The organism is Pseudomonas lundensis (genome assembly GCF_001042985.1).
In the GTDB taxonomy this organism is placed as follows: domain Bacteria; phylum Pseudomonadota; class Gammaproteobacteria; order Pseudomonadales; family Pseudomonadaceae; genus Aquipseudomonas; species Aquipseudomonas lundensis.
This window is the reverse complement of record NZ_JYKY01000001.1, coordinates 241,962-268,543: the sequence shown is the minus strand read 5'-3', so window position 1 is coordinate 268,543 and position 26,582 is coordinate 241,962. Positions and strand designations below refer to the sequence as shown.

The window sequence follows — 26,582 nt, the reverse complement described above, 5'->3', positions numbered from 1 at the left end:
CGAAAAACGGTCTGTGAGGTGGTAAAAGTCAAAGCATAGACAGCAAAGTCGGCGAGATCGCCGACTTGCACTCAAGAAATTTCGCGCCGGAAAGGGGGCAAGGCATTCAGGATCGCCTTGCCATAGCGCTGAGTGACCAGGCGCCGGTCCAGCAAGGTGATGGTGCCGCGATCCTGCTCGGTGCGCAGCAGACGACCGCAGGCCTGCACCAGTTTGAGCGACGCGTCGGGAACGGATATTTCCATGAACGGGTTGCCGCCACGGGCTTCGATCCACTCCGCCAGCGCGGCCTCGACGGGGTCGTCAGGCACCGAGAACGGTATTTTAGCGATCACCACGTGCTCGCAGTACGCGCCGGGCAAGTCCACACCTTCGGCAAAGCTGGCCAGCCCGAACAACACGCTGGAGTCGCCACCATCCACCCGCGCCTTGTGTTTGTTAAGGGTTTCCTGCTTGGACAAGTTGCCCTGGATGAACACCTGCTTGCGCCAGTCACGCTCCAGACCGTCGAACACGTCCTGCATCTGTTTGCGCGACGAGAACAGCACCAGCGTGCCCTTGGACCCCTCAACCAGACCCGGCAGGTCACGAATGATCGCCGCCGTGTGCGCCATTGCGTCCCGTGGGTCGGCTTTAAGGTCGGGCACCCGCAGCACGCCCGCGTCGGCGTGGTGGAACGGGCTGGGGACGACGGCCGTCACCGCCTTTTTCGGCAACCCGGCACGCATGCGAAAACGATCGAAGGTACCCAAAGCCGTCAGCGTGGCCGACGTGACCAACGCGCCATAGGCAACGTTCCACAGGTTACGGCGCAGCATTTCCGCCGCCAGAATCGGGCTGGCATTGACCTCGATATCAAACAGCGAACCGCTTTCAGCCAAGGTCAGCCAACGGGCCATGGGCGGGTTGTCTTCCGGGTCTTCGGTGGTAAAGGCGGTCCACAATTCCCAGTTGCCCTGGGCACGGGACAGCAAGCTGCCAAACAGCGGATACCACTCTTCGGCCTGATTGCTGGTGATGCCGATATTGACCTCACCGTCCATGCCGTCTTTGAGAATTTCAGTCAGCCGGGTAAACAAGTCTGTCAGGCGCGAGAACCCTTTTTTCAGTTCGATGCCCATTTCCCGCATGTGGTCGGGAATAAGCCCACCGACAAAACGGTGCCGCGGGCGCTCGCGCCCTTCCGGTTCTTCACCGACCTTGAAGTCAGCGATCTGCTCGCACGTGGTGAACATGAACTGCTGCTGCGCCTTGATCTCCTTCGCAAGCTCCGGCACTTGCTCCAGCAAACGGCCCAGATCACCCGGCAGCGGGTGTTGCGCCAGCAGTTTGGTCAGGTTCTTGGCGGTTTGCTCCAGCCAGTCGGCGGTGGAACGCAGGCGCGTGTAATGAGCAAAGTGGCCGATGGCCTTGTCCGGCAGGTGATGACCTTCGTCGAACACATACAAGGTGTCACGCGGATCGGGCAATACGGCGCCGCCGCCCAGCGCCAGGTCGGCCAGCACCATGTCGTGGTTGGTGACGATCACGTCTACCTTGCCCATGCCTTCGCGGGCTTTATAGAAGGCGCATTGGCCGAAATTCGGGCAATGGCGGTTGGTGCATTGGCTGTGGTCGGTGGTCAGGCGCGCCCAGTCCTGGTCTTCCAGCGCCTGGGGCCAGCTGTCACGGTCGCCATCCCACTTATTGCCTGCCAGTTTCTCGATCATGCTGGTAAACAGCTTCTGGCTGGCTTCATCGACCTCGATCTTGAACCCTTCTTCTTCGAACAACTGCGCTGTCGCGGTTTGCGCGTGGCCTTCTTGCAGCAGCATGTCGAGTTTGGACAGGCACATGTAGCGCCCACGGCCTTTGGCCAGCGCGAAGCTGAAATTCAGCCCGCTGTTGCGCATCAGGTCGGGGAGGTCTTTGTAAACAATTTGCTCCTGCAGCGCGACGGTGGCGGTGGCAATCACCAGCCGCTTGCCTGCGGCCTTGGCCGTTGGAATGGCCGCCAGGCTATAGGCCACGGTCTTACCGGTGCCGGTGCCTGCTTCGACCGCCACCACGGCCGGTTCGCCGCTGCGATGGCCTTCTTCGTCGGTGTCGATGTCGCCGAGCACCTTGGCCACTTCAGCGATCATCAATCGCTGGCCATAGCGGGGCTTGAGGCTTTTGGCTTCGAGAAAACGCGAGTAGGCGCCCTGGATCTGGGATTTGAGTTCGTTACTAATCATGGTTCTTCGGGCGCGAGAAACGCTGGATAAATTTTCAGTGGTTCGAATGGCCGCTATCATACCCCGCTAATTCATCCCGCGCCGAACGGAGTACCTCATGACCGCCTTTGCCCTTGCCTATACCCTGCATGTTTTGGCCGCCCTGATCTGGGTGGGCGGGATGTTTTTTGCCTGGATGATCCTGCGCCCGGCCAGCGTGGCCGCCCTTGAAGGCCCGCCCAGGTTGAAATTATGGGTTCAGGTATTCCCACGGTTTTTTATCTGGGTATGGCTTGCCGTGCTGATTTTGCCGATAAGCGGCATTGGCCTATTGCACATGCGCTTTAACGGGTTTGAGACCGCGCCGCGTTATGTGCAGGTCATGATGGGGTTGTACATCGTGATGGTGGCGCTGTTCATTCGTATCCAGTCGTTACAACTACCGGAGTTGCGCAAGGCGGTCGAGGCTGAACAGTGGGCGGCCGGAGCGGCGGCCTTGGGGCGGATTCGTCGTCTGGTGGGCTGTAACTTGATCGTCGGGCTGGCAGTGGTGGCCATTGCGGCGGCACGCCCCATGTTGTAAAGCCTTGAGCGGTGACAGGACGACGCATTGGTCGTCCTGTCACCGCTCGCAGCCTTCGCAACAGGCGTTTTTACAGGAAGGGTTACAAACGCTGGATGGTGACGGCGCCAGCAGAACCGGTTTCACCGGGTTCCCCGGCCAGCCCTGGCTTGCCTGGCTTTGCGCCGTCGGTGCGGTATACCAAGCATCCTTTGGATTTGCCGCCAGACCCCGCACGCCCTGCTGCGCCGGGCTTGCCACCCGCGCCGCCGTCCACACGCACCTTAATCAGGTCATCGGGAAAGTCTCGCGGCAGCTCAACCCGAACCTGCGCGCCAGCAGCGCCTTGCTGACCGTTGCCACCGTTTTGCCCATTGTGGCCTGCGCTCGCGGAACCCCACGTGCAACCCGGCGCGTCACCGTTGCCGCCATCCAACCCGACAAAACCCGGCGCACCGGTTCCGCCACGGGCATCGACCGACAGCTCATTGGCTTGCAGGGCATCAAAACGCAGGGTCAGGTCACGCGCCGGTCGCGCCGGTTTTTCGTAGGTGCCCGCCGCGCCGCGGGCGTTGATCTGGCTGCCTTCTTCGAAGTTGGCGTAAGCGGCGTGCAACTCAATGGCACGTTCAGCCGGGACGATGGTGATGCGCGCCTCACGCCCCAAATGCAGTTGGTCAATCTTGACCTGAGTCACACCGGGCGGGATCAGCAACGTGCCGTAGTCCGCCACGTCCAGCTGTTCGAGTTGCAAAACGCTGGTATTGGCGGGTAAACGCATCAGCGTGTTGGGATCAACCTTGACCGATTCGGCATGGACAAACGGGCTGCACAGGGCGACCAATAAACCTAACTTACGCATGGTGAGCGCCTTGTTCAGAAGTAGAGCGAAGGGTTTGCAGGTGAAAAATGCCAACCAGAAGGATGTGCAGGCGATCACGCCAAGGATGAGGGCGGTCTTTGACGCTGCCGTTGAACAGTAGCAGCTCAAGCACGTGAGTCAGCAGCAACAAGCTGCCGGCCAGGTTGACCAACACATCAAACGGGTTGATCAACGGATTGAACACGTTGATCACCACGACCACCCAAAACATAAGGGTCAAGACCTTCCCCAGCCCCCAAAGCACCTTCATAGCTCCCCCTGATCGTTATGTTTTTTCTTTGGGTGCACCTTAACGGGTGGCAGGACAACAGCGCCAGAGGCCCGGGCAAAAATACCTCAACGCGTTAATCACGCGTGTGAGGTCGTTGCCCACCCCTGCGCCCATTACGTGGTCAAGGGTAAAAACCACTGATCTGCAAGGTTCTTGCCGATTTGACTGCGGTAAACCTCGACTATTTCATGCTGGTTTTTCGCGCTGTCTTTCAATGACCAGTAGTCATCGGTACGCTGCGACCAGCGTTTAAGGTGTGCGACTTCATAGTCGTGTTTGGCTTTACCGGCTTCTTTGTAATGAAAGTGAGCGCACCACACAAAGTTACCGTCCCTGTCCTTGATCGCATACTCATCAATGAAGTCTCTTTTGAGTCGCTGGCGCTTGCGATACAGCTCAATGCTGACACGCTGGTGTTCAAGCAGGTATTGCAGACTGCCATGGGTGGGGGGCAATTTCAGGCTCAAACGCACGCGTAAATTTTGAGCTTTTGACCTGATATCGAGGGCTCTGGCACGCATTCCGGCGACCAGTTCCTGATCTTCTTTTTGCCGCCAGCGCTCGGTATCGGCGGCGCTGCCGGCTTCAAGATCTGAGGCGCTCTTGCCCAGCCGATCAGCCACATGCAACAAGATTTCTTCTGCCTCCTGAGGGTATCGGGCACTATTGATCAGGCCTTCAGCGCGCTTGAGGTGAACCTCTGCCATGCCATAGAGCTTGAGCGCCTCACGCTTGAGGTCAGCAAGGCCGCGCTTCAAAGGGGCAGGCTCAGCGGTGCGTTCAATAGCCACAACGTTCCAGTTGTCACCCTCTCTGACATACGTGGAGAGCACTTTATTGTCTGTGTCGGAGCGCACTTCGACCGTCTCGGGGGCTGCGCCGTCCTGCGACGACTTAAGGTCACCGATCAGGCGGCCCTTATGCCGGGTTTTAATAATGCGTTTCAAAGGACGGGACGTTAACGGTACTTTGTCTTTTTTGATTTTTTTACGATTCAGCTCAAGCGGTTTGATGTCATCGGCCAGCAGCAATTCAGCGCCTTTATAAAGCCCTTCCATTAGCGCAACGATGGCGTCAAAGGTGTGAACATCAATGTCCTCAACGTTAACTTTCCTGACATTGAACAAGGCATCCAACGCCTTTCCATATTGCTCAACGACACTGCCAAGAACGGCCAGACGCTCTTCAAGTGGAAGCTCAAGTTGGTTCAATTGGTCGTGGGTGTGTACTTGTTCAAGCACACTGTTGATGACCTCACTGAGGCGCTCTTGCAATTCAGGGTTCTCATGGGTGGTACAGGTAAACCCCAATAACCCGATCTGAGCGCCTTTGACTTGAGTCGAGGTCAAGGGCTCCTGCTCACGGAGAACACTCAAGCTTTCATGAGCTCGCTTACCGCGCTCGCCCAGCGAAGGAAGCTCACCCATATACGTTTCAATACGCTCAAACCATCGCAGATCGTGTTCATTGATCTGGATCAGCGCTTTCCAGCCCTCTGTGCGTAACGCTCGCCGTGCCAAGGGAAGGTCTTTATCATCCTTGGAGACCGCTACCAAGGATTGCTCCAGCCCGGCCCACTTATTAATCAATTCGGCACGCACTTTTTTATTGTGTTTAATACAAGCAAACGTATTAACGACCACATAATCCATGGCCTGGACCAGATCCTCATTGGGCATCGCCACACCGAGAGTCTTGCGCTCCTGATTAAGGGCTATTTGACGCTCGAATTTTTCCAGTTGCGTATCAAGGCTCTGCAATAAGCGCTCACGTTGTGCGAGTACTTCATCTGGCGTTCTGCGTCGGTCACTTATAAAGCGTTCTAACACTGTGTTTTCAAGATTTATTTTTACTTGACCGGCCTGTCGCTCCCGAACGAACACCTCATATTCACTTGCCAGCTCGGCAATGCGCTGCGCCTTGCGCTCACGCAGGGCTTTGATCTGTTTGCCAGGCGCGCCACCCCGTAGTCGCAGTCTCAGATCAGGCGACCAGTGACCGTGCCCATCCGTTTGCAGAGGGGGCCCGCCCTCAATGCTGACGCCATCGGACTCAATCCGGACTGGGTAAAAACCACCCTCAATCAAGGCAAACCAGGCCTCCCCAACCGGGTAAAGACCCGCCCGCACACCTGTTTTGGCGGGTAGCGGCAAAGGGACTGGCGTGGGCACTGCCAGTTGCTCCAGCTTTAAACGCAGGTTCGGGGAAAGACGGTTACTGGCACTGGCAAAACTGAAGTCCAGATCACGACTCAACCGTTGCTGCCATTCGCCCGCCATTCGTACAGGACCGTCCATTATTTTGGCTTCGGGACGGGGCGGCCACTCGCTAAGCACCCGCCGTGGACCCCCTGCAGATAACAATTTCCGGGTCGCCACGGCTTGGGGTTTACTCTGCGAACCGGTCGGCGCAGGCACCCTCTGAAACAGCACCATTGCGAGGTTTTGCAGCATATCGACAATGGCCAACTCCCGGGTAACAGGGTCATTGCTGCTTAATCCGGGAATATCTTTATTCAGGGCTTGCACCAATAACACCCACCAGGCCGTCAGCATTAACGGTCCACGCAGATAAGGCAGCATGAACGTGTTGAAAATCAGGCTGGCGCCTTCAATAAACAGCGCCCACCTGCTTTCACGATTGGAAACGGTATCGCTATCGGCCTGATGAATGAGCGCCAGCGCGTTCACTCGGTAGAGATAAGCCATTAACTGATTGTTTTGAACTTGCTGTGTCAGCTCGTCGCTCACCCCCTCAGTGGCGAGCGACGCAGGTTCTGGCTTTCCAAATAACACAGGGAAGTCGTCTTCGCCTGAGAATCGAACGTAATGCGGCTCAAGGAAGCCTCCGTTGTCGTACACCGTTCTGGCCGAGTCGGTCATCCAGGTCAATACGCTGGTTTGCAACTCCCCGGGGTGCGCGATGGCATTCATCAAGGCTGCCCGGGATGCAAACTCCTGCAGAGATTTGACATACATCGGCCGGTAAAGCACGTGTGGCCCGGTCTCAAGGTTCGCCGGCTCGATGATGAACATATTGCACACAACATCAGGTTTCGCCTCAGCGTGACTGAGCAGGGCTAGGTTGCGAATCACTGCCCGTTGGCCATTGACCTGGCGCGGTTGTGAAGACCTGTGCATGAGCGCCGCTACAAGGTTCGCGCCCGCCGTCGTCATGCCGTTTTCCTTCCTGAGACTCAGTTCCAGGGCGTGTAACGGCAAATACCACCTGAGTTGATCGCTAAACTGCGCTTCACGCTTTCGCGCTGCCTGGCTGTTATCCAGTAGATAGCTTTTCAGGGTTTGAGGGTAAAACCGACCGATATCGACGCTTTGAATTAACCCATTGCGCTGGGTAATGTAGTCGGCCGTAAGCCAGGCAGGCAGTGCCACCCCCTGGCGATGCTGCACGCTAATCAGTTCACCTTCAGGCTTGCCTGCCAGATTTTTGATGGCCAAGTCTGTCAGGGTCATTTTTATGCGTTCTACAACGCCGCTCACATCGGTTGATCCAGGAATAACGGTGCCGGAAACCACGAGAAAGGTCAGTTCAATGTGGTCGGGGTCATAATCAGGCATCGTCACACTGTGAGGCGCCTGCGGTGTTAACCGTAGTTGATCGCGCCTGAGATGACGTTTGAGCGCTTCAACGGTATAGCTGTGCAGATCGGGAACACCACTGAGGTAGTCGAGGCCTTTGGCATTTTTTTTGGCCTGAGCCAGCGCCAGGCTCCATGAGCGGTAGTCTTCTTGATGTTCGCGGGAAGCCGTTACCATCCAGTCGGGCAATACAGCCCACAGTTTGCCTACCTTCTCAGGCTTGCCCGCCGGGGCCCCCCTGAAAAACTGGGCAGGGTTTGTCATCGCCTGGTAGGTCGACTTCACTGCTTGCAGGCCTGAACGATTGGGCAGGCGCAACGCAGTGATGTTGTTCATCTGTTTATTGAGAATCAGGGCCGCCTCGGCATCAAAGGCATCGCCATCGACCTCATAGCGCTTGGAAACAACCGTATCCACGGCATACAAGGCTTGCACAATGACCGCCCTGGATTGTGTAACGGCGTCCACTGAGTTGAAGGCTTCGATCTCGCCATTGGGTTGGCACATCAATACACAGGGCGTCGCGGTGTACTCGCTGGCGTAACGAACCAACAGTAAATGTGGATTCAATACCCTGCCCGTATTCCCTGAAAACATCAGCGTCGATTGCACATAAAAGACGCGAGTCGCTTGATCGCCGTAAAAACTGATCCGCTCCTCACTGTCCGGAAAATTCAGGACCTGTTGCAAGGTTTCAAGCTCAGTTTCACTGAGGCTGCTCTGTTCAAGCGCCTTCATTGCCAATGTGTCCTTGAGTACATTACTGAGCCATCGCCATCGCGTGACCCCGCCCTCCGTTTGCTGTGACCAATAGTCCGCCAGTGCGGTTTTCAGACCTATCGGTACACTCCAGGGCAACTCTTTGATCAATGCTTCAATGACCTGCATATCGACTTCATAATCGTCGGCAAGCTTGAGGCGGTTGCCCTCCCGGTCAGACAAGAAGTAGTAGTTACGCGGGCTGACATGACTGATCTCCATCGCAGCACCGTTGACAAGAAAGTCATTGATCTTGTCCATGAGCAGCGGCAATTCCCAGCCACCAGTGGGTAGCGGGGTGGCCAGGCGGGCAGTGGCCAGATCAATCGTCAGTGTGGGGTAGCGCTCTTCCAGTGCATGCTTGAACATGTCCCGAATCACGGTATCGATCCCTGGACGCGTGAAAAATTGTGCATTAACGGCGTGATAAACAGGTGGATTGGACGGTTGTAAGACTGGGTCGGCAGTAGACGGTGTGGTCATAAATTCCCTTATCAAATGGAGACGGTCCTAAGACCGCTGTACCTTATTTGCACACGTGTCTGGGCAGGCAAGGTGTTATCCGGCTACCGCATCAGGAGTAGCGGACTCACTTCACCTGTGCGCCTTTGCGCACATCGACTAGGCCCCACGTTCCCGGCACGCTAGTCTTGAGCGCTTAGGCAGAGAGAACTTTGAAATGAAACCTGGCATTGACAGCCGTACACCTCAGCAAGCCTTGGCGGCCTTGCTTGAGCTTTATGCCCCCGAACACCTGCTGGTGGTAACCGCCAGTGATGTCCCGGCACTGCAAGCCTTTCACAAGGCCCACCCAGAGGCCCGGATCTCCCTCGCCGCCCCCGGCGCGCTTCCCGAAGCGTTGGCTGGCCAGCGTTTTGATCTAGCCCTGGTGGTCGATTGCCTTGAGCACATGCCCAAAAAAGCGGGCCTTGAATTGCTGGGCGGGATTCGCAACCTGAACGCCAGCCGTCTCGCGGTACTCGCGGATCTGGCAGCATGCGACTGGAAAGAAACGGACTTTTTCGCTTTAGCCCTACAAAACAGCGAGAGCTTTCAGCGTGACCAACAGATATTGACTCTCTTTACTTACGACTTACGCGAGTACAAACACGTGCCAGACTGGCTGAATGCCCGGTTCTGGGCGAATCCGGAAAACTTTGGCAAGTATTGGTGGTAACACGATGAGTACATCTATTTGCCCGTGTGGCAGCGGCAACCTGCTCGACGCCTGTTGCGGGCATTATCACGCAGGGACCGAGGCCCCGAGCGCCGAAACCCTCATGCGTTCACGCTACAGCGCCTATGTGCTGGGGCAGGTGGATTATCTGGTGGCCACTACACTCCCGGTGCAGCAAGCGGGTCTGGACTGTGAGTCGATGAAGAGCTGGAGCGCGCAAAGTACCTGGCTCGGGTTAGAGGTTGAACACAGTGAAGTGTTTGGTGGTCAACCTGAACATGCGTTCGTCACCTTTACCGCGCGTTGGCATGACGCCAATGGCGAACACAGTCATCGGGAAAAGTCTTCATTCGTACAAAGTGCCGGTCGCTGGTACTTCATTGATCCAACCGTGCCGCTCAAAGTAGGGCGCAATGACCCCTGCCCTTGCGCCAGCGGTTTCAAATTCAAAAAATGCTGCGCCGGCTATTTCGCCCAATAAGCTGAACTGACGTGGCTGATAAGGAGCAAGGAATGGATGTTCGGGCACTTATTAAACACACCGCCGTCCTGTTACTGATAGCGGGCCTGTCGGGGTGTGCCTCCTGGTTTGAGTCCTCGGACAAAGACCCCGAGGTGCGCCTGGAACGCGTCGAACTGGTTCAGGCCAAACTGCTGGAGCAGCGCTTCAAGCTGCATTTCAGGGTCGATAACCGCAATGATTCGACCCTTACCGTGCGCGGCATCAGCTACAAAGTGTATTTGGGGCCGGTTCTGTTGACCGAAGGCGAACACAGCCAATGGTTCAGCGTCGACCCCAACGGCACTGCCGAGTACATCGTTCCCGTGCGCACCAATATGTGGCAACACATCAAACCCCTGGTCAAATTGCTGGAGTCGCCCGACCAGCCCATCCCTTATCGGCTTGAAGGTACGCTGGAGACCGGTCTGTTCTACGGTAACGACGTGCACGTGATGCGCAAAGGCGAGATAATCCCCGGCGATTTTATTCCAGAGTGATTGAGCAATGACCCAACAACCCCACGTTCACGGCCCGGACTGCAACCACGATCATGACCAGCATGACCAGCATGATCACGCCCATGACCACGGCAACGGCCACGTGCATGGCCCGAACTGCGGTCACGCCCATCAGGAGCCTGTGCGCAATGCGTTGAAAGACGTTGGCCGCAACGATCCTTGCCCGTGTGGCAGCAGCAAGAAATTCAAAAAGTGTCACGGCGCCTGATCCTGTCAAAAGCGCCCGACCAGCGCCGCATCTGCCTTCGGGCCGGTGCGGCGTTTGTGTTTTTATCGCCTGAAAGTTGCGACCAGATCCTGCGATGGCACGTTTCCCCTTCACAACAGAAGGCGTAAAACTGACAACTGCGAGTGAACTGCTACCTTTGCCGGGCATCAGTTTCAACGTGAACATTCCCTTCTGGAGCCCTTCATGATCGATCTTTACTACTGGACCACCCCAAACGGCCACAAGGTTTCACTGTTTCTCGAAGAAGCTGGCCTGCCGTACAAGGTCCACCCGATCAACATCAGTAAAAATGAACAGTTCGCGCCCGCCTTCCTGAAAATCTCACCGAACAATCGCATTCCGGCCATCGTCGATAACACCCCGGCGGACGGCGGTGAGCCGCTGTCGCTGTTCGAATCGGGCGCCATCCTGCTGTACCTGGCCGAAAAAACCGGTCAGTTCCTGCCCAAGGATTTACGAGGTCGGCAAATGGCCCTGCAGTGGCTGTTCTGGCAAATGGGCGGGCTGGGGCCGATGGCGGGGCAAAACCATCACTTCAATCGTTTTGCGCCCGAGAAAATCCCCTACGCGATCAAGCGCTATACCGACGAAACGGCCCGCCTCTACGGCGTATTGAACAAGCAGCTGGAAGGCCGGCAGTTCGTAGCAGGTGACGAGTACAGCATCGCGGACATGGCGATTTACCCGTGGATCGTGCCGCACGCCTGGCAAGGCCAGAATCTGGATGACTTCCCGGCGCTGAAAAGCTGGTTTGCCCGGGTCAAGGCCCGCCCGGCCACCGAACGGGCTTACGCACTGGTGGCCAAGATCAACCCGCCGCAGTAAACACGCCTTACCGCTGCAAGCGTCATAACGCTGGCGCTGCAGGCCGATCACGCGAGGCGGCGAGTCGCGCCTCGCGCCGTTCGGTCTCGATCAGATGGCACTCGCCCATTCACGCAGCTCCACCCTGCTATGCACTGCAAATCCTCAATGCTCCGTCTGCGTGAATCGGCGGCCTGCAGCGCCTTGGCTTTTCGCCAGATAGCCCTTGCGTGCCCCCGTGCGCGTCACTAACGTAGCGCCTTTCGTTGACATCCCCCCTTCGCAGGAGCTTTGCCATGGCCTCGCCAGCCTTCATTCATTTTTTACCCCGGTTCGGCGTTGCCGCGGCAGTGGTCGGCGTGTTGAGCCTGACCGGTTGCCAGATGAACAACCACGCCTCACAAAGCCTTGTGCCGACGTCGGGTGTGCAACCGCTCAAAGGGCTGGCGCAGAACGTGTCGGTGCGCCGTAACGCGCAAGGCATGCCGCTGATTGAAAGCAGCAGTTTCCATGACGCGCTGTTCACCCTTGGCTATGTTCACGCCAGCGACCGCATCAGCCAAATGGTGCGCCTGCGCTTGCTCGCTCAGGGCCGTCTGGCCGAGCTGGACGGCGCCGATGCCCTGCCCACCGACCGCCTGATGCGCAGCATCAACCTGAAGAAAAACGCCAGTGAGCTGTACAAAAGTGCATCGCCGCGCCTGAAAAAGTTCTTTGAAGTGTATGCGCGGGGCGTCAACGCTTACCTGTTCCGCTACCGCGACAAGTTGCCCGAAGATTTGGCCCGGGCAGGCTACAAGGCCGAGTACTGGAAACCCGAAGATTCGGCCCTGGTGTACAGCCTGCTGAGCTTCGGCATGTCGACCAACCTGCAAGAAGAGTTGAATGCGCTGGTGCTGGCGCAGAAAGTGGGCAGCGACAAACTGGCCTGGCTGATGCCGACCTACCCCGGTGAAGCGTTGCCCACCAGCGAGGCCGACAAGCTCAAGGGCTTGAACCTTGGCACTCAGTTACAAGGGCTGGACAGCCTGACGCAAGCCCTTGAACAGGTCACGCACATGAGTCTGCCGGGGGTGACGGCGTCCAGTGACTGGGCGATTGGCCCGGCCCGTAGCCGGTCGGGCAAAAGCCTGTTGGCCAACGACATTCATCAGCCCATCGGCATCCCTTCGGCCTGGAGCTACGTGCAAATCCGCGCGCCCAAGTACCAGGCTGCCGGGGCCACGATTGCCGGGCTGCCGACCCTGTTTGCCGGTTTCAACGGCAACGTGGCGTGGGGCATGAGCATGGCCATGGGCGACAATCAGGACGTGTTTGTCGAGAAGCTCAAGCGCGAGGGTAATCGTCTGTATTACCTCTCCAACGGCAAATGGTTGCCCACCAGCGTGCGCAACGAAACGTTCTTCATTAAGGGGCAGCGCCCAGTGCGTGAAGCGGTGTATGAAACCCGCCACGGGCCGCTGCTCAACAACCCGCTCAACAGTCACTTGGGCCTGGCCCTGCAACTGCCGGACTTCAAGGGTGACAGCACGCTGGATGCGTTTTTCAACCTGTCCCGGGCGCAAACCAGCGAAGCCGCCTCCGACGCCAGCCGTGAAATCCGTTCGGTCGCGCTCAATTTGCTATATGCCGACGCCCGGCACATTGGCTGGCAAGTGACCGGTCTGTACCCCAACCGCCGCGAAGGGCTGGGCCTGATCCCGTCGCCGGGCTGGGACAGTCGCTACGACTGGGACGGTTATGCCGACGCCATGCTGCACCCTTACGATCAAGACCCGGCTCAGGGCTGGCTCGGCACGGCCAACCAGCGCACGGCAGCCTTTGGCTACGGCATGCAACTGTCAAACTCGTGGCTGTCACCTGAGCGCAGCGAGCGCCTCGCGCAATTGGCTGGCAGCGGCAAACAGGACGCGCGCAGCCTGATCGCCATGCAGTACGACCAGGTCACCCTGTTCGCCCCCAAACTCAAGGCCATGCTCACCGCACCCGGTATGGCGCAGCCCCTGAAACAAGCCATTGCTGCGCTGCCCGCTGCCGACCAGTCCAAAGCCCGCGAGGCCCTGAGCCGGTTGCTGGCCTTTGACGGCAAGCTCAATGCGACCTCCGCCGACGCGGCGCTGTATGAATTGTTCCTGCAGGCCAGTACGCAAGTGACGTTCCTCGACGCCCTTGGCCCCGAAAACAGCGCCAGCTGGAAGGCGTTTATCAGCAACGGCAACCTGTCGTACTCGGCTCAGGCCGATCACTTGCTGAGCCGCGAAGACAGCCCGTTCTGGAGTGACGCCCGCAATGGGCAACAGCGCGACAAACCGGCCGTCTTGGCCCGCAGCCTGGTGGCGGCCGTCGATGCGGGTGAACGCCTGATGGGCAGCAATCACAAGGCCTGGCAATGGGGCACGTTGCACCATTACGTGTGGCGCAATGCCCAGGGCCAGACCGTGCGTGGGCCGATTGCGGCGGGCGGGGATCACACCACGCTGAACATGGCCGCGTATCGCCTGGGGGATTCGAACTTCGACACCACGCTGATCCCGGCCATGCGCATGATCGTTGATTTCGGGCAACCCGAGCCGATGATGGCGCAGAACAGCAGCGGGCAATCCAGCAACCCGGCCAGCCCGCATTACGCCGACGGCATCGATCCGTGGCTCAAAGGGCAGTACGTGAGCTTCCCGATGCAACCGCAACATTTCGACAAGGTGTACGGCAACACCCGCCTGACGCTGACACCGGGCAGGTAAAACCCCTCAGACTGCCGCGCAGGGCGCGTTCATAGAACTCACCTTGCGCGGCCGTGCCAGCCCCGCACCTTTTTCGAACTTCCCGCCCTGCCCTCGCCTCCTACATAGCAAGCCCATTGCCACGGCATGCCCATGGACCTTGTTATCGCGCGACCTGAAGGTTTGTACTGCCCGCCCGGGGATTTTTATATCGACCCGTGGCGCCCTGTCGAACGCTCGGTGATTACCCACGGCCATGGCGACCATGCGCGCACGGGCAACACCCATTACCTGGCCGCCGAACCTGGCGCGGGCATCTTGCGTGCACGGCTTGGCCAAGACATCAGCCTGCAAACCCTGGCCTACGGTCAGCCCCTGAAACACCACGGCGTCACCCTCAGCTTTCACCCGGCGGGCCATGTGCTGGGCTCGGCGCAGGTTCGGCTGGCCTACAAAGGTGAAGTGTGGGTGGCCTCAGGGGATTACAAAGTGGAACCCGACGGCACCTGCGCGCCGTTCGAGCCCGTGCGCTGTCACACGTTCATCACTGAATCGACCTTCGGCGTGCCCATTTACCGCTGGCAGCCGCAAGCGCAGATTTTTGCCGAAATCAATCAGTGGTGGCGTGCCAATCAGCGCGTGGGCAAAGCCAGCGTGCTGTTCTGTTATGCCTTCGGCAAAGCGCAGCGCATTTTGCACGGGATCGACGCCAGTATCGGCCCGATCGTGACCCACGGGTCGGTGGAGCCGCTGAACCGGGTGTACCGCGACGCGGGCATTTACATCCCTGAAACCCTGTACGCCGGGGACCTCAAAAAGACCGCCCCCTTGCTACGACAGGCCTTGATCCTCGCGCCTCCCTCTTCGGGCGGCAGCACCTGGATGCGCCGCTTTGGCGATTACAGCGATGCCTTCGCCAGCGGCTGGATGCGCCTGCGCGGCCCGAGGCGACGCCGGGGGGTGGACCGCGGATTTATTCTGTCCGACCACGCCGACTGGCCCGGATTGTTGTGGGCCATCGAGCAAACCGGCGCCGAACGGGTCATGGTGACCCATGGTTCGATCGGCACGCTGGTGCGGTTTCTGCGGGAAAAGGGCCTCGATGCCCAAGGGTTTGTCACCGAATACGGCGATGACGAAGAAGCAACGCCCCCGCCGGAGCTCGCATCATGAAGGCCTTCGCGCAGCTCTATGGTCGACTCGACGCCACCACCTCCAGCAACGCCAAACTGGCCGCGCTGAAAGACTATTTCAGCCAGGCCCAGCCCGCCGATGCCGCCTGGGCGGTGTACTTTTTGGCAGGCGGACGCCCGCGCCAACTGGTGCCCAGCCGCGTATTGCGCGAGATTGGCATGCAACAGGCCGACCTGCCTGAATGGTTGTTTGAAGAAAGCTACCAAGCCGTCGGCGATCTGGCCGAAACCCTGTCGCTGCTGTTGCCTGAATCCCTGCACCGCAGCGAGGCCGGGCTCGCTGACTGGATTGAGCATCATCTGTTACCGCTGCGCGGAGCGTCGCCAGAAGACTTGGCGCAGCGCCTCCCGGCCCTGTGGGCGCAACTCGTTCAACAAAGCCTGATGGTCTGCATCAAGTTAATCACTGGCAGTTTCCGCGTGGGTGTCTCCAAACTGCTGGTGACCCGCGCCCTCGCGGCCCTGGCCGGGGTCGACAGCAAGCGCGTGGCCCAGCGGCTGGTGGGTTATACCGAGTTGTCGCGCAAGCCTTCTGCGGCCGACTACCTGAAACTGATCGCCGAACCGTCAGCCGATGAACACGCGCAACGGGGCGGGCAACCTTATCCGTTCTTCCTCGCGCATCCGCTGCAACTGCCGGTCGAGCAATTCGAGGCCCAGCTGGGGCCGCCTACCGACTGGCAAGTGGAATGGAAGTGGGACGGTATCCGTGCCCAACTGGTCAAACGCGACGGGCAAGTATGGCTGTGGTCGCGGGGCGAAGAGTTAATCAGCGAGCGCTTCCCGGAGCTGCTGGAAATGGGCGCTGCCCTGCCGGACGGGAGCGTCATCGATGGTGAAATCGTGGTCTGGAATCACGCGCCGCAAATCGGCCCCCGCGTGCAGCCATTCGCCCTGTTGCAGCAACGTATTGGCCGCAAGACGCTGAGTAAAAAGATCCTTCAAGAAATTCCGGTGGTGCTGCTTGCCTACGACCTGTTGGAGTGGCAAGGCCAGGATTGGCGCCAGCACCCGCAGCACTACCGGCGGGCGCAACTGGAAGCCGCCGTGGATCAGGCCAACCAGTCCGCGTTGCAGCTATCCCCCCTATTGCAAGGGCGCGACTGGTCGGACTTGGCGCAACAACGCACGGCGTCTCGGGCATTGGGCGTGGAAGGGATGATGCTCAAAGCGCGCACGGCGCACTACGGCGTCGGGCGCACCAAGGACGTGGGCGTGTGGTGGAAATGGAAAGTCGACCCGTTCAGTGTCGACGCCGTGCTCATCTACGCCCAACGCGGGCATGGTCGGCGTGCCAGCCTCTACAGCGATTACACCTTTGCCGTATGGGACGGACCGCCGGAAAAATCGGATCGTCAATTGGTGCCCTTCGCCAAGGCTTATTCAGGGTTAACCGACGAAGAAATGCGCAAAGTCGACGCGATCGTGCGCAAGACCACTGTCGAGAAGTTCGGCCCGGTCAGCAGTGTGACCCCCAGCCTGGTGTTCGAGCTGGGGTTTGAAGGCATTGCTCTGTCAAGACGCCATAAAAGCGGGATCGCCGTGCGCTTTCCGCGCATGTTGCGTTGGCGACAGGACAAACCCGTGGCTGAGGCCGACAGCCTTGAAACCCTGCAAGCCCTGCTGGGCTAAAGGCCATCGCCTGTGCGGAAAACGCGGTAGGGGAGCTTTTCGCGAGCCAGCATCGCTGCCATTATTCGGACCTGTGTGACCTCATTGGCCGGAACGCTGCAGGCTGGCGCTCCCTGACCTGGCTCATCGGGACTTTTGCATGCGAACAGAACGACATCGAACTCACGCCTTGCTGGCCCCCGTACCCGGCAGTGAACGCCAGCTTCATAGCTTTCACTATGGCCCTGAGCAGCCGCAGGGCAAGGTCTACATTCAGGCCGCGCTGCACGCGGATGAACTGCCGGGCATGCTGGTCGCGTGGCACCTCAAGCAGCGGCTGGCCGAGCTGGAAAGCGAGGGCCGGTTGCGCAGTGAAATCGTGATCGTGCCGATGGCAAACCCCGCTGGCCTGGAACAAGTGCTGATGGACGTCCCCCTGGGCCGCTTTGAATTGGAAAGCGGGCAGAATTTCAATCGCCTGTTTCTCGATTTAAGCCTTGAAATAGGGGATGCCGTTGAAGGGCTTTTAACCGATGACCCCACTCATAACCTGCATCTGATTCGCCATCATTTGCGTGAAACCCTCGCTCAGCACGTGCCCGTGACCACGCTGCAATCTCAGCGCCTGACCTTGCAAACGTTGGCCTGCGATGCCGATATCGTGCTGGACCTGCATTGCGATTTCGAAGCCGTCCCTCACCTTTACACCACCCCCGATGCCTGGCCCCGTGTCGAACCGTTGGCGCGTCGCATCGGTGCACAGGCAAGCCTGCTGGCCACCGATTCAGGCGGACTGTCCTTCGACGAATGCCTGACGCTTTTGTGGTGGGAGCTCAAGCAACGCTTCGGGCACGTCGCCGCCATCCCCCAGGGTTGTGTGTCAGTCACCGTGGAGTTGCGCGGTCAGCATGACGTCAACCACCCCATGGCCAAGGCCGACTGTGAGGCGTTGCTTGATTATTTGATCGACCTGGGTGCCATTGCTGGCGACCCGCCACCTGCCCCCGCGTTGTTGTGCCCCGCTACGCCGCTGGCCGGGGTTGAACCGGTGACGACGCCCGTCGGGGGGCTGCTGGTGTTTTGCGCCCGCCCGGGCGAGAGACTGCGCGACGGCCAACTGATCGCGCAGGTCATTGACCCGCTCAGCGACCGCGTCACGCCCATTTACAGCGCCACGCAAGGCGTGTTGTACGCCCGTTCGTTACGGCGCATGGCCACGGCCGGCATGGTCATCGCGCATGTAGCGGGGGCCGGGGAGCACCGCAGCGAGTACCTGCTGTCGCCTTGAGGCGAGCAACAATTTTGGGCACTAACCGGCAGCACTCGCGGTCTCTGAATCAAGCCCCCTCAGAGCATTACCCGCGCGTATGGCTGACTCCAATAACTTCGCGAAACAGTGGTTCAGTGCTCGACAGTGGGTGCCGTTCGCCTTTCAGAAAAAGGTCTGGGCGGCGGTCAAGCGCGGTGAGTCCGGTCTGCTGCATGCCAGTACCGGCGCCGGCAAAACCTATGCAGTGTGGTTTGCAGCCCTCAACCGCTTTGCCCGTGCCGCGCCAGCCAAACCGCTGACCCCGCCCAAATCGCGCAAACCGGCCAGTGCACCGCTGACGGTCCTGTGGATCACCCCCATGCGCGCGCTGGCAGCGGACACTGCGCGGGCGCTGGATGCACCGCTGGCAGAGCTGGACATCCCGTGGAGCATTGGCCTGCGCACGGGCGACACCAGCAGCAGCGAACGCGCCCGACAGGGTCGATGCCTGCCCAGTGCGCTGGTGACCACCCCCGAGAGCCTGACCTTGCTGCTGACCCGTGCCGACGCAAAGGCACAGATGTCCAACCTGCGCATGCTGGTGGTGGATGAGTGGCACGAGTTGATTGGCAACAAGCGCGGGGTGCAACTGCAATTGGCGTTGGCACGATTGCGCAAATGGAATCCACAACTGATCGTGTGGGGTATTTCTGCAACCCTCGGCAATCAGGCCCACGCCCAGGATGTGCTATTGCCGCAAGGCGGGGGCGTCAGTGTCCAAGGCAACGTCATCAAGGATTTACAGGTCGACACCCTGCTGCCGCCCTCCATCGAACGCTTTCCCTGGGCCGGGCATATCGGACTGCGCATGCTGCCCGCGGTAGTGGCCGAAGTGGACAGCAGCGCCAGTTGCCTGATTTTTACCAATACCCGCGCGCAATCCGAGATTTGGTATCAAGCGTTGCTGGAAGCCCGTCCCGACTGGGCCGGATTGATTGCTCTGCATCACGGCTCCTTGGCCCGAGGCGTGCGGGACTGGGTTGAGCGCAGCCTCAAGGAAGGCACGCTCAAAGCGGTGGTTTGTACGTCGAGTCTGGATCTTGGGGTGGATTTTTTACCGGTTGAGCGGGTGCTGCAAATCGGCTCGGTCAAAGGCATCGCCCGCTTGATGCAACGTGCGGGCCGCTCGGGTCATGCGCCGGGGCGGCCTTCGCGTGTGACGCTGGTGCCGACCCACAGCCTGGAGCTGGTTGAAGCCGCTGCCGCCAAAGCCGCCGTGGCCGCCCGCTTGATTGAACCCCGCGAATCGCCCCACTGCCCGCTGGATGTATTGGTGCAACATCTGGTCAGTATGGCGTTGGCCGGTGGCTTCACGCCTGATGAGTTGCTGGACGAAGTGCGCAGCACCTGGGCTTATCGCGACCTGAGCGAGGCTCAATGGCGCTGGGCGCTGGCGTTTGTCCATCATGGCGGCGACTCGCTGACCGCGTACCCGGACTACCAGCGTGTCGAACCCGATGCCGACGGCGTGTGGAAAGTCCCCAGCGCACGCCTGGCCCGACGCCACCGCATGAGCATCGGCACCATCGTCAGTGACGCCAGTATCCAATTGAAGTACTGGCGCAAAGGCGGCGGCGGGCAATCGCTGGGCAGTGTCGAAGAAGGGTTTATTGCACGGCTCAAACCGGGTGACGGCTTTCTGTTCGGCGGGCGCTTGCTGGAATTGGTGCGCGTCGAAAACATGGTGGCGTACGTCAAACGTACCTCGGGCAAAAAAGCCGCCGTGCCGCGCTGGAACGGTGGGCGCATGCCGCTCTCCAGCGAGTTGGCGCATGCGGTTGTCGCGCAACTGGATGCCGCTCGCCAGGGGCAGTTCACAGGCCCGGAAATGCAGGCGATCAAGCCCTTGCTGGAGGTGCAACAGGCATGGTCGGCCCTGCCCGGCACCCATACGCTGCTGGCCGAAACCCTTAAATCCCGTGAAGGGTGGCACCTGTTCCTGTATCCCTTTGCCGGGAGGCAGGTGCACCTGGGGTTGGCCAGCCTGTTGGCCTGGCGGATCAGTCAACAGCAACCGCTGACGTTCTCGATCGCGGTGAATGACTATGGTTTTGAACTGCTCAGCGCGACCGCGGTGGACTGGGCGTCCCTGCTCAAGGCAGGCCTGTTTGATGAAGACCACTTGCTGGAAGACATTCTTGCCAGCCTCAATGCCGGTGAACTGGCCTTGCGGCGCTTTAGGGAAATTGCGCGTATTTCGGGACTGGTGTTTGGCGGTTACCCCGGCGCGCAGAAAAGCACGCGCCAGGTTCAAGCCTCCAGTGGGCTATTTTTTGAAGTCTTCAAGCAATACGACGCCAACAATCTGCTGTTGACCCAAGCCCAGGAGGAAGTATTGCGTCAGGAGTTGGATATTCAGCGCCTGGAACAGACCTTGAGTGACATGCGCGCACTGACGCTCGATGTGCATGCCATCCAACGAGCCACCCCGTTCGCCTTCCCGCTGTTGGTGGAGCGTTTTCGTGAAAGCCTCAGCTCTGAAAAACTGGCGGATCGTATCGCAGCATGGTCAAGGACCTGGAAGCCGCTGTCGTGAAAGGAACGAAATAGCATGAAAGTGGTGGTTGAACTGGCAGGTGAAGAGCTATGGCTGTTGGCAGAAAAGGCCATCTATTGGCCGCGCCGACACACCCTGTTGATAGCTGACGCGCACTTCGGCAAAGCGGCAGCCTATCGAAAACTGGGCCAGCCGGTGCCGACCGGCACCACTCAAACCAATATCGATGTACTGAATCGATTAATGCGGCGTTATCCCTGCACAGAGGTGATTTTTCTGGGGGACTTCCTGCACGCACCCGAATCCCACGCGCTGAACACATTGGCGGCCATTGGCGCGTGGCGCGAGGCGCACTCTGATGTGTCGATGAGGTTAATCAGGGGCAACCACGACCGGCGTGCCGGGGATCCGCCTGAGGCATTGAAGATTGAGGTGGTAGCCGAACCGTGGTTGATGGGGCCCTTTGCCCTGCAGCATGAGCCGCAGCCCCATGCCACTCACCATGTACTGGCCGGCCATGTGCATCCCACTTTCCGCTTGCGCGGTAAAGGTCGGCAAAGCGTACGTGCGCCCTGTTTCTGTCTCGGCCCAAGGATCAGTTTGCTACCGGCGTTCGGTGCATTCACAGGGGGGATGAACGTCAGCCCTGCGCCGGGTACGCGCCTGTATCTGGTAGCAGATGAAGGCGTGTGGCCACTGACGCATGACTGACTGAATATTCACGCCACTGGCGCAGGCGGTGGCTCGTCCGGAATTGTCGGGACGCCCGGTTCAGTGGGTTGCGGGGTATCGGGGTCAGGCTGGCCGGGGATGCCGCCTGCTTGCATCGGAGGGTGTGCGAGCAGCGACCAGGCCAACATACCGACCTGATTCGGTTCAAGGCTGGCCAGTTGGGCGCGGATACTCGGATCAATCTTCATAGGGGCACTCCTGAGCGTGGATCCGGCGCGCTGGGTGCATCACCGGAAATACACCCAGTAGAGTGTATTTTCGCTCAGGAATTCCCTCGGTTCGTCAGGTACGCGGCAAGGTCACGCCACGTTGGCCCTGATATTTACCGCCACGGTCCTTGTAGGAGACTTCGCATTCCTCATCGGATTCGAAGAACAGCATCTGTGCGACGCCTTCATTGGCGTAGATTTTCGCCGGCAAGGTCGTGGTGTTGGAGAACTCCAGCGTCACGTGGCCTTCCCACTCCGGCTCAAGGGGCGTCACGTTGACGATGATGCCGCAGCGGGCGTACGTGCTTTTACCCAGGCAGATCGTCAGCACGTTGCGCGGAATACGGAAGTACTCGACGGTGCGCGCCAGCGCGAATGAGTTGGGCGGGATGATGCACACGTCACTGGTGACATCGACAAAGCTGCCCTCATCGAAGTTTTTCGGATCGACGGTGGCGGAGTTGATATTGGTGAACACCTTGAATTCGTTCGCGCAGCGCACGTCATAGCCGTAGCTCGACACACCATAGGAGATCAGACGGTCGGCGCCTTCGCCACGCACCTGGCGCTCAACGAAGGGTTCGATCATGCCGTGCTCTTGCGCCATGCGGCGGATCCACTTGTCTGATTTGATGCTCATGGCGGGGTGTCCTGAATAGCGAGGTGGAAAAATTCTGTTCGGCATCTTACCGGGGCGAGGTGTCAGGTTCAAAAGCCTGAGAGAGATTTATTGAAAATAGCTGTAGCGACCGGGAATACAGGCTGTGAGGCCAACCGCCAGTCACGTTTTTAGAGAAACCTTCGCAAAGACCCTTTGCACGTTCCTGAAAAAGGGTTAAGGTGGCGTCACTGTGTTGCTTGTGTCACTGAGAATCTCTACACGATGTTGAATTTCGATCCAACCATCTCCAAGAATTTTTCCTGCTCTTTGCACTCAGTCTCGGCCAGGGCTTTTCCTGAGTCGCAGTTATCTTTGTCCAAGGAGTTACACCATGTCTAATCGCCAAACTGGTACCGTTAAGTGGTTCAACGATGAAAAAGGCTTCGGCTTCATCACTCCACAATCCGGTGACGACCTGTTTGTTCACTTCAAAGCAATCCAATCCGACGGCTTCAAAAGCCTGAAAGAAGGCCAACAGGTTTCTTTCATCGCTACTCGCGGTCAGAAAGGCATGCAAGCTGAGGAAGTTCAAGTTATCTAACTTGTACTGATCCAGTAAAAAACCCCGCCCTCAAAAGCGGGGTTTTTTTATGCCTGCCGTAAAAGCAACACGTGCCCCGTACTTCAACAGGGGCGAGCCAGCCCGCCCCCGCTGCCGAATTTCAATCGTCGCTGGTGGTGATGGTCGGCATGGCTTGTGATGCGGCTTCGTGCAAGACGATGCGTGCGCCCACATGCCGGGCCAATTCCTGATAAATCATTGCGATCTGGCTGTCCGGTTCGGCAATCGCCGTCGGCTTGCCGCTGTCCGCCTGCTCGCGAATGGCCATCGACAGTGGCAGTGAGGCCAACACCTCAACACCATATTGCGTCGCGAGCTTCTCACCCCCGCCCTCGCCGAACAGATGCTCTGCGTGACCGCAATTGGAGCAGATGTGGACCGCCATGTTCTCGACAACCCCCAATACCGGGATATTGACCTTGCGGAACATTTCGACACCTTTACGCGCATCCAGCAATGCCAGGTCTTGAGGCGTGGTCACCACGACAGACCCGGTGACCGGAACTTTCTGCGCCAGGGTCAGCTGGATGTCCCCAGTGCCCGGCGGCATATCAATCACCAAGTAGTCGAGATCATTCCAGGCCGTCTGCGTCACCAGTTGCAACAGCGCGCCAGACACCATCGGCCCACGCCACACCATCGGCGTGTTGTCATCGGTCAAAAAGGCCATGGACATCACTTCAACGCCGTGGGCCTCAATCGGCACAAACCATTTCTGGTCACGGATCTTCGGCCGTGTACCTTCCGGGATACCAAACATTACCCCCTGGCTCGGCCCATAAATGTCGGCATCCAGAATACCGACCCGCGCACCTTCGCGCGCCAGTGCCAACGCAAGGTTTGCGGCCGTGGTGGATTTGCCCACGCCCCCCTTGCCCGAGGCCACCGCCACGATGTTTTTAACATTGGCCAGCCCCGGGATTTGCGCCTGGGCCTTGTGCGCTGCAATCACGCAGTTGACCTCAACCTTGGCAACTGACACGCCATCCATGTTTTCAATGGCCATTTGCAGCATCTGCGCCCAGCCATTTTTGAACAGACCGGCGGCGTAGCCCAATTCCAGTTGCACGCTGACGCGATCGCCCTGGACATCGACATGACGGACGCAGCCGGCAGACACAGGGTCCTGATTCAAGTAAGGGTCGGTGTACTGGCGAAGGACAGCCTCCACCGCTGCGCGATTGACGGCGCTCATGGGCAACTCCCGAAAAGATCTGATTAAAACAGGCCGCTATCCTAACCTTCTGAAGCAACCAAAGCAGGCTTTTAAAAGCCTTGAAACCACCATAAACCCTCAGATACGTGTCCACGGGGTGAAATATATCGCCCGGCGCTTTATAGTGGCCGACCACCGTCTCATCAAGTAGCCGAGCCCCATGTCCGAGCCACGCAAGATCCTCGTCACCAGCGCCCTGCCCTATGCCAATGGTTCAATCCACCTTGGCCATATGCTTGAGTACATCCAGACCGATATGTGGGTGCGCTTCCAGAAGCAACGCGGCAACCAATGCACGTATGTTTGCGCAGACGACGCCCACGGCTCGGCAATCATGTTGCGCGCTGAAAAAGAAGGCATCACGCCAGAGCAACTGATCGCCAACGTCCAGGCTGAACACAGCGCCGACTTTGCCGACTTCCTCGTTGACTTCGATAATTTCCACTCGACCCACGCCGAAGAAAACCGTGAGCTGTCGAGTGCGATCTACATCAAGCTGCGCGAAGCGGGCCATATCGCAACTCGCTCAATTACTCAGTACTTCGACCCGGAAAAGAAAATGTTCCTGGCCGACCGCTTCATCAAGGGCACCTGCCCGAAATGCGGCACTGAAGATCAATACGGCGACAACTGCGAAAAATGTGGTGCCACCTACGCACCCACGGATCTCAAGAACCCGAAATCAGCGATTTCCGGTGCCACACCGGTTCTCAAAGAGTCGCAACACTTCTTCTTCAAGCTGCCAGACTTCGACGCCATGCTCAAAAGCTGGACGCGAAGCGGTGCCTTGCAAGATGCCGTCGCAAACAAAATTGCCGAATGGCTCGATGCGGGTCTGCAACAGTGGGACATCTCACGCGATGCACCCTACTTCGGTTTTGAAATCCCCGATGAGCCCGGCAAATATTTCTATGTATGGCTGGATGCACCCATCGGCTACATGGCCAGTTTCAAGAACCTCTGCGCACGCCGTCCTGATCTGGATTTCGACGCCTACTGGGCCAAAGACTCCACCGCCGAGCTGTATCACTTCATCGGCAAGGACATCGTGAACTTCCACGCCCTGTTCTGGCCCGCCATGCTCGAAGGCGCAGGTTATCGCAAGCCAACGGCCATCAACGTGCACGGCTATCTGACGGTCAACGGCCAGAAAATGTCCAAATCCCGCGGCACCTTTATCAAGGCCCGCACGTACCTGGACCACCTGTCGCCTGAATACCTGCGTTACTACTACGCCTCGAAACTGGGTCGCGGGGTCGACGACCTGGACCTCAACCTCGAAGATTTCGTGCAAAAGGTCAACTCTGACCTGGTCGGCAAAGTGGTGAACATTGCCAGCCGCTGCGCAGGCTTTGTCCACAAGGGCAATGCGGGCGTGTTGGTTGAAGGCAACGCAGCACCTGAGCTGACCGATGCATTTCTGGCGGCCGCTCCGAGCATTGCCGAAGCCTATGAAGCACGCGACTTCGCACGCGCCATGCGCGAAATCATGGCATTGGCCGACCGCGCCAACGCCTGGATTGCCGAAAAAGCCCCATGGGCCATGGCCAAGCAGGAAGGTAAACAGGACGAAGTCCAGGCGGTGTGCGCACTGGGTATCAACCTGTTCCGTCAGTTGATCATTTTCCTCAAGCCTGTGCTGCCGGTACTGGCCGCCGATGCAGAGGCATTCCTCAATGTGTCGCCGTTGACGTGGGACGATCACACCACACTGCTGAGCAATCATCAGTTGAATGCATTCAAACCACTGATGACCCGCATTGACCCGGTAAAAGTACAGGCCATGACTGACGCATCGAAAGAAGACCTGGCTGCGAGCCAGACCGACACTGGCTCCGCCGCCCCCAAAGGTAACGGCGAACTGGTAAAAGAACCTCTGGCAGCCGAGATCGACTTTGACGCTTTCGCCGCCGTTGACCTGCGCGTGGCCTTGATTCTCAAGGCAGAGGCCGTTGAAGGTGCCGACAAATTGTTGCGCCTGACCCTCGACATCGGCGACGAACAGCGCAACGTGTTCTCCGGGATCAAAAGTGCCTACCCGGACCCGGCCGCACTCGAAGGTCGCCTGACGATGATGATTGCCAACCTCAAGCCGCGCAAAATGCGTTTCGGCATTTCGGAAGGCATGGTCATGGCGGCAGGCCCGGGCGGTGAAGAAATTTACCTGCTGAGCCCTGACAGTGGCGCCAAGCCGGGTCAACGCATCAAGTAAGACACCGCGCCTCACATTCGCTGACGACCTGCGGGTCGTCAGCGAACGTTCTACAGTAGCCTCCCTTCCTGCCTTATCGGATAATCAGCACCCTCGCTTGACGGCGACCATGACTGACCTGACATTCACGCGTTACTACCAAGCCCGTTTCGATGATTCCC

The 26,582-nt window shown here is 58.8% G+C and carries 20 protein-coding genes and 1 pseudogene; 14 read left to right on the top strand and 7 right to left on the bottom strand.

Annotated features, from left to right (window positions below; translation table 11 throughout):
* Positions 1-71: 71 nt before the first annotated feature.
* A complete protein-coding gene (gene dinG / locus TU74_RS01220) occupies positions 72-2,216 on the bottom strand; it encodes an ATP-dependent DNA helicase DinG (RefSeq protein ID WP_047278693.1) in 2,145 nt (714 codons plus the stop codon).
* A gap of 97 nt (positions 2,217-2,313) precedes the next feature.
* On the opposite strand from dinG, the gene TU74_RS01215 reads away from it, so the two are divergent.
* Positions 2,314-2,778: a CopD family protein gene (locus TU74_RS01215; protein WP_048374641.1), complete on the top strand. Its 465-nt coding sequence runs from the start codon at positions 2,314-2,316 to the stop codon at positions 2,776-2,778.
* An 82-nt stretch (positions 2,779-2,860) separates the two neighbouring features.
* Here TU74_RS01215 and TU74_RS01210 read toward each other — a convergent pair whose 3' ends face one another.
* From TU74_RS01210 to TU74_RS01200, 3 genes are all read right to left on the bottom strand, one after another.
* The gene (locus TU74_RS01210) at positions 2,861-3,619 is read right to left on the bottom strand and encodes a hypothetical protein (RefSeq protein WP_048374639.1); all 759 of its coding nucleotides are present in this window, start codon (positions 3,617-3,619) and stop codon (positions 2,861-2,863) included.
* Positions 3,612-3,890 carry a DUF1145 domain-containing protein gene (locus TU74_RS01205; RefSeq protein ID WP_047292504.1) on the bottom strand — a complete coding sequence of 93 codons (279 nt, stop codon included), beginning with the start codon at positions 3,888-3,890 and terminating at the stop codon, positions 3,612-3,614. Before TU74_RS01205 ends, TU74_RS01210 begins: the two co-directional genes overlap by 8 nt.
* Before the next feature lie 134 nt (positions 3,891-4,024).
* Positions 4,025-8,638 (bottom strand): dermonecrotic toxin domain-containing protein, encoded by a 4,614-nt coding sequence (locus TU74_RS01200; RefSeq protein ID WP_053069946.1) that lies wholly within the window; start codon positions 8,636-8,638, stop codon positions 4,025-4,027.
* 310 nt (positions 8,639-8,948) lie between these two features.
* Between TU74_RS01200 and TU74_RS01195 the strand changes: the two genes are divergently transcribed.
* The 11 genes and pseudogenes from TU74_RS01195 (at position 8,949) to pdeM (ending at position 21,540) form a co-directional block, all read left to right on the top strand.
* Positions 8,949-9,446 (top strand): DUF6231 family protein, encoded by a 498-nt coding sequence (locus TU74_RS01195; protein WP_048374635.1) that lies wholly within the window; start codon positions 8,949-8,951, stop codon positions 9,444-9,446.
* A 4-nt stretch (positions 9,447-9,450) separates the two neighbouring features.
* Entirely contained in the window at positions 9,451-9,927 is a 477-nt protein-coding gene (locus tag TU74_RS01190; protein WP_048374633.1) for a YchJ family protein, read from the top strand.
* Positions 9,928-9,959: 32 nt separating this feature from the next.
* Positions 9,960-10,445, top strand: a complete 486-nt coding sequence (locus TU74_RS01185) for an LEA/WHy family protein (protein ID WP_048374631.1) — start codon at positions 9,960-9,962, stop codon at positions 10,443-10,445.
* A 7-nt stretch (positions 10,446-10,452) separates the two neighbouring features.
* Positions 10,453-10,674 (top strand): SEC-C metal-binding domain-containing protein, encoded by a 222-nt coding sequence (locus tag TU74_RS23230; protein ID WP_082149790.1) that lies wholly within the window; start codon positions 10,453-10,455, stop codon positions 10,672-10,674.
* 204 nt (positions 10,675-10,878) lie between these two features.
* On the top strand, positions 10,879-11,520 hold the full coding sequence (locus TU74_RS01175) for a glutathione S-transferase N-terminal domain-containing protein (protein ID WP_047278705.1): 642 nt from the start codon (positions 10,879-10,881) through the stop codon (positions 11,518-11,520).
* Positions 11,521-11,795: 275 nt separating this feature from the next.
* Positions 11,796-14,240, top strand: coding sequence for a penicillin acylase family protein (locus tag TU74_RS01170; protein ID WP_048374627.1), 2,445 nt, complete (start codon positions 11,796-11,798; stop codon positions 14,238-14,240).
* A 132-nt stretch (positions 14,241-14,372) separates the two neighbouring features.
* Positions 14,373-15,392, top strand: coding sequence for a ligase-associated DNA damage response exonuclease (locus TU74_RS01165; protein WP_048374625.1), 1,020 nt, complete (start codon positions 14,373-14,375; stop codon positions 15,390-15,392).
* A complete protein-coding gene (locus TU74_RS01160) occupies positions 15,389-17,044 on the top strand; it encodes an ATP-dependent DNA ligase (RefSeq protein WP_048374623.1) in 1,656 nt (551 codons plus the stop codon). Before TU74_RS01165 ends, TU74_RS01160 begins: the two co-directional genes overlap by 4 nt.
* 139 nt (positions 17,045-17,183) lie before the next feature.
* On the top strand, positions 17,184-18,311 hold the full coding sequence (locus tag TU74_RS01155; RefSeq protein ID WP_048374621.1) for a succinylglutamate desuccinylase/aspartoacylase family protein: 1,128 nt from the start codon (positions 17,184-17,186) through the stop codon (positions 18,309-18,311).
* Positions 18,312-18,390: 79 nt separating this feature from the next.
* Positions 18,391-20,882, top strand: a pseudogene (locus tag TU74_RS01150) (ligase-associated DNA damage response DEXH box helicase).
* Position 20,883: 1 nt separating this feature from the next.
* Entirely contained in the window at positions 20,884-21,540 is a 657-nt protein-coding gene (pdeM, locus tag TU74_RS01145) for a ligase-associated DNA damage response endonuclease PdeM (protein WP_048374617.1), read from the top strand.
* Between the two features lie 8 nt (positions 21,541-21,548).
* Here pdeM and TU74_RS01140 read toward each other — a convergent pair whose 3' ends face one another.
* Entirely contained in the window at positions 21,549-21,749 is a 201-nt protein-coding gene (locus tag TU74_RS01140) for a hypothetical protein (protein WP_047274028.1), read from the bottom strand.
* Positions 21,750-21,843: 94 nt separating this feature from the next.
* Entirely contained in the window at positions 21,844-22,410 is a 567-nt protein-coding gene (gene dcd, locus TU74_RS01135; protein ID WP_019411020.1) for a dCTP deaminase, read from the bottom strand.
* Between the two features lie 352 nt (positions 22,411-22,762).
* On the opposite strand from dcd, the gene TU74_RS01130 reads away from it, so the two are divergent.
* Positions 22,763-22,972, top strand: a complete 210-nt coding sequence (locus TU74_RS01130; protein ID WP_002554837.1) for a cold-shock protein — start codon at positions 22,763-22,765, stop codon at positions 22,970-22,972.
* 121 nt (positions 22,973-23,093) lie between these two features.
* Here the strand turns inward: TU74_RS01130 and apbC are convergent, their stop codons facing one another.
* The gene (apbC, locus tag TU74_RS01125) at positions 23,094-24,188 is read right to left on the bottom strand and encodes an iron-sulfur cluster carrier protein ApbC (protein ID WP_047274024.1); all 1,095 of its coding nucleotides are present in this window, start codon (positions 24,186-24,188) and stop codon (positions 23,094-23,096) included.
* 181 nt (positions 24,189-24,369) lie between these two features.
* Here apbC and metG point away from each other — a divergent pair, with 181 nt between their 5' ends.
* The gene (gene metG, locus TU74_RS01120) at positions 24,370-26,421 is read left to right on the top strand and encodes a methionine--tRNA ligase (protein WP_047292484.1); all 2,052 of its coding nucleotides are present in this window, start codon (positions 24,370-24,372) and stop codon (positions 26,419-26,421) included.
* Positions 26,422-26,582 lie beyond the last annotated feature (161 nt).

Coding starts and splice junctions, on each gene's coding strand:
- dinG (WP_047278693.1), bottom strand. CDS start 2,216: ATGATTAGTAACGAACTCAAATCCCAGATCCAGGGCGCCTACTCGCGT.
- TU74_RS01215 (WP_048374641.1), top strand. CDS start 2,314: ATGACCGCCTTTGCCCTTGCCTATACCCTGCATGTTTTGGCCGCCCTG.
- TU74_RS01210 (WP_048374639.1), bottom strand. CDS start 3,619: ATGCGTAAGTTAGGTTTATTGGTCGCCCTGTGCAGCCCGTTTGTCCAT.
- TU74_RS01205 (WP_047292504.1), bottom strand. CDS start 3,890: ATGAAGGTGCTTTGGGGGCTGGGGAAGGTCTTGACCCTTATGTTTTGG.
- TU74_RS01200 (WP_053069946.1), bottom strand. CDS start 8,638: ATGTTCAAGCATGCACTGGAAGAGCGCTACCCCACACTGACGATTGAT.
- TU74_RS01195 (WP_048374635.1), top strand. CDS start 8,949: ATGAAACCTGGCATTGACAGCCGTACACCTCAGCAAGCCTTGGCGGCC.
- TU74_RS01190 (WP_048374633.1), top strand. CDS start 9,451: ATGAGTACATCTATTTGCCCGTGTGGCAGCGGCAACCTGCTCGACGCC.
- TU74_RS01185 (WP_048374631.1), top strand. CDS start 9,960: ATGGATGTTCGGGCACTTATTAAACACACCGCCGTCCTGTTACTGATA.
- TU74_RS23230 (WP_082149790.1), top strand. CDS start 10,453: ATGACCCAACAACCCCACGTTCACGGCCCGGACTGCAACCACGATCAT.
- TU74_RS01175 (WP_047278705.1), top strand. CDS start 10,879: ATGATCGATCTTTACTACTGGACCACCCCAAACGGCCACAAGGTTTCA.
- TU74_RS01170 (WP_048374627.1), top strand. CDS start 11,796: ATGGCCTCGCCAGCCTTCATTCATTTTTTACCCCGGTTCGGCGTTGCC.
- TU74_RS01165 (WP_048374625.1), top strand. CDS start 14,373: ATGGACCTTGTTATCGCGCGACCTGAAGGTTTGTACTGCCCGCCCGGG.
- TU74_RS01160 (WP_048374623.1), top strand. CDS start 15,389: ATGAAGGCCTTCGCGCAGCTCTATGGTCGACTCGACGCCACCACCTCC.
- TU74_RS01155 (WP_048374621.1), top strand. CDS start 17,184: ATGCGAACAGAACGACATCGAACTCACGCCTTGCTGGCCCCCGTACCC.
- pdeM (WP_048374617.1), top strand. CDS start 20,884: ATGAAAGTGGTGGTTGAACTGGCAGGTGAAGAGCTATGGCTGTTGGCA.
- TU74_RS01140 (WP_047274028.1), bottom strand. CDS start 21,749: ATGAAGATTGATCCGAGTATCCGCGCCCAACTGGCCAGCCTTGAACCG.
- dcd (WP_019411020.1), bottom strand. CDS start 22,410: ATGAGCATCAAATCAGACAAGTGGATCCGCCGCATGGCGCAAGAGCAC.
- TU74_RS01130 (WP_002554837.1), top strand. CDS start 22,763: ATGTCTAATCGCCAAACTGGTACCGTTAAGTGGTTCAACGATGAAAAA.
- apbC (WP_047274024.1), bottom strand. CDS start 24,188: ATGAGCGCCGTCAATCGCGCAGCGGTGGAGGCTGTCCTTCGCCAGTAC.
- metG (WP_047292484.1), top strand. CDS start 24,370: ATGTCCGAGCCACGCAAGATCCTCGTCACCAGCGCCCTGCCCTATGCC.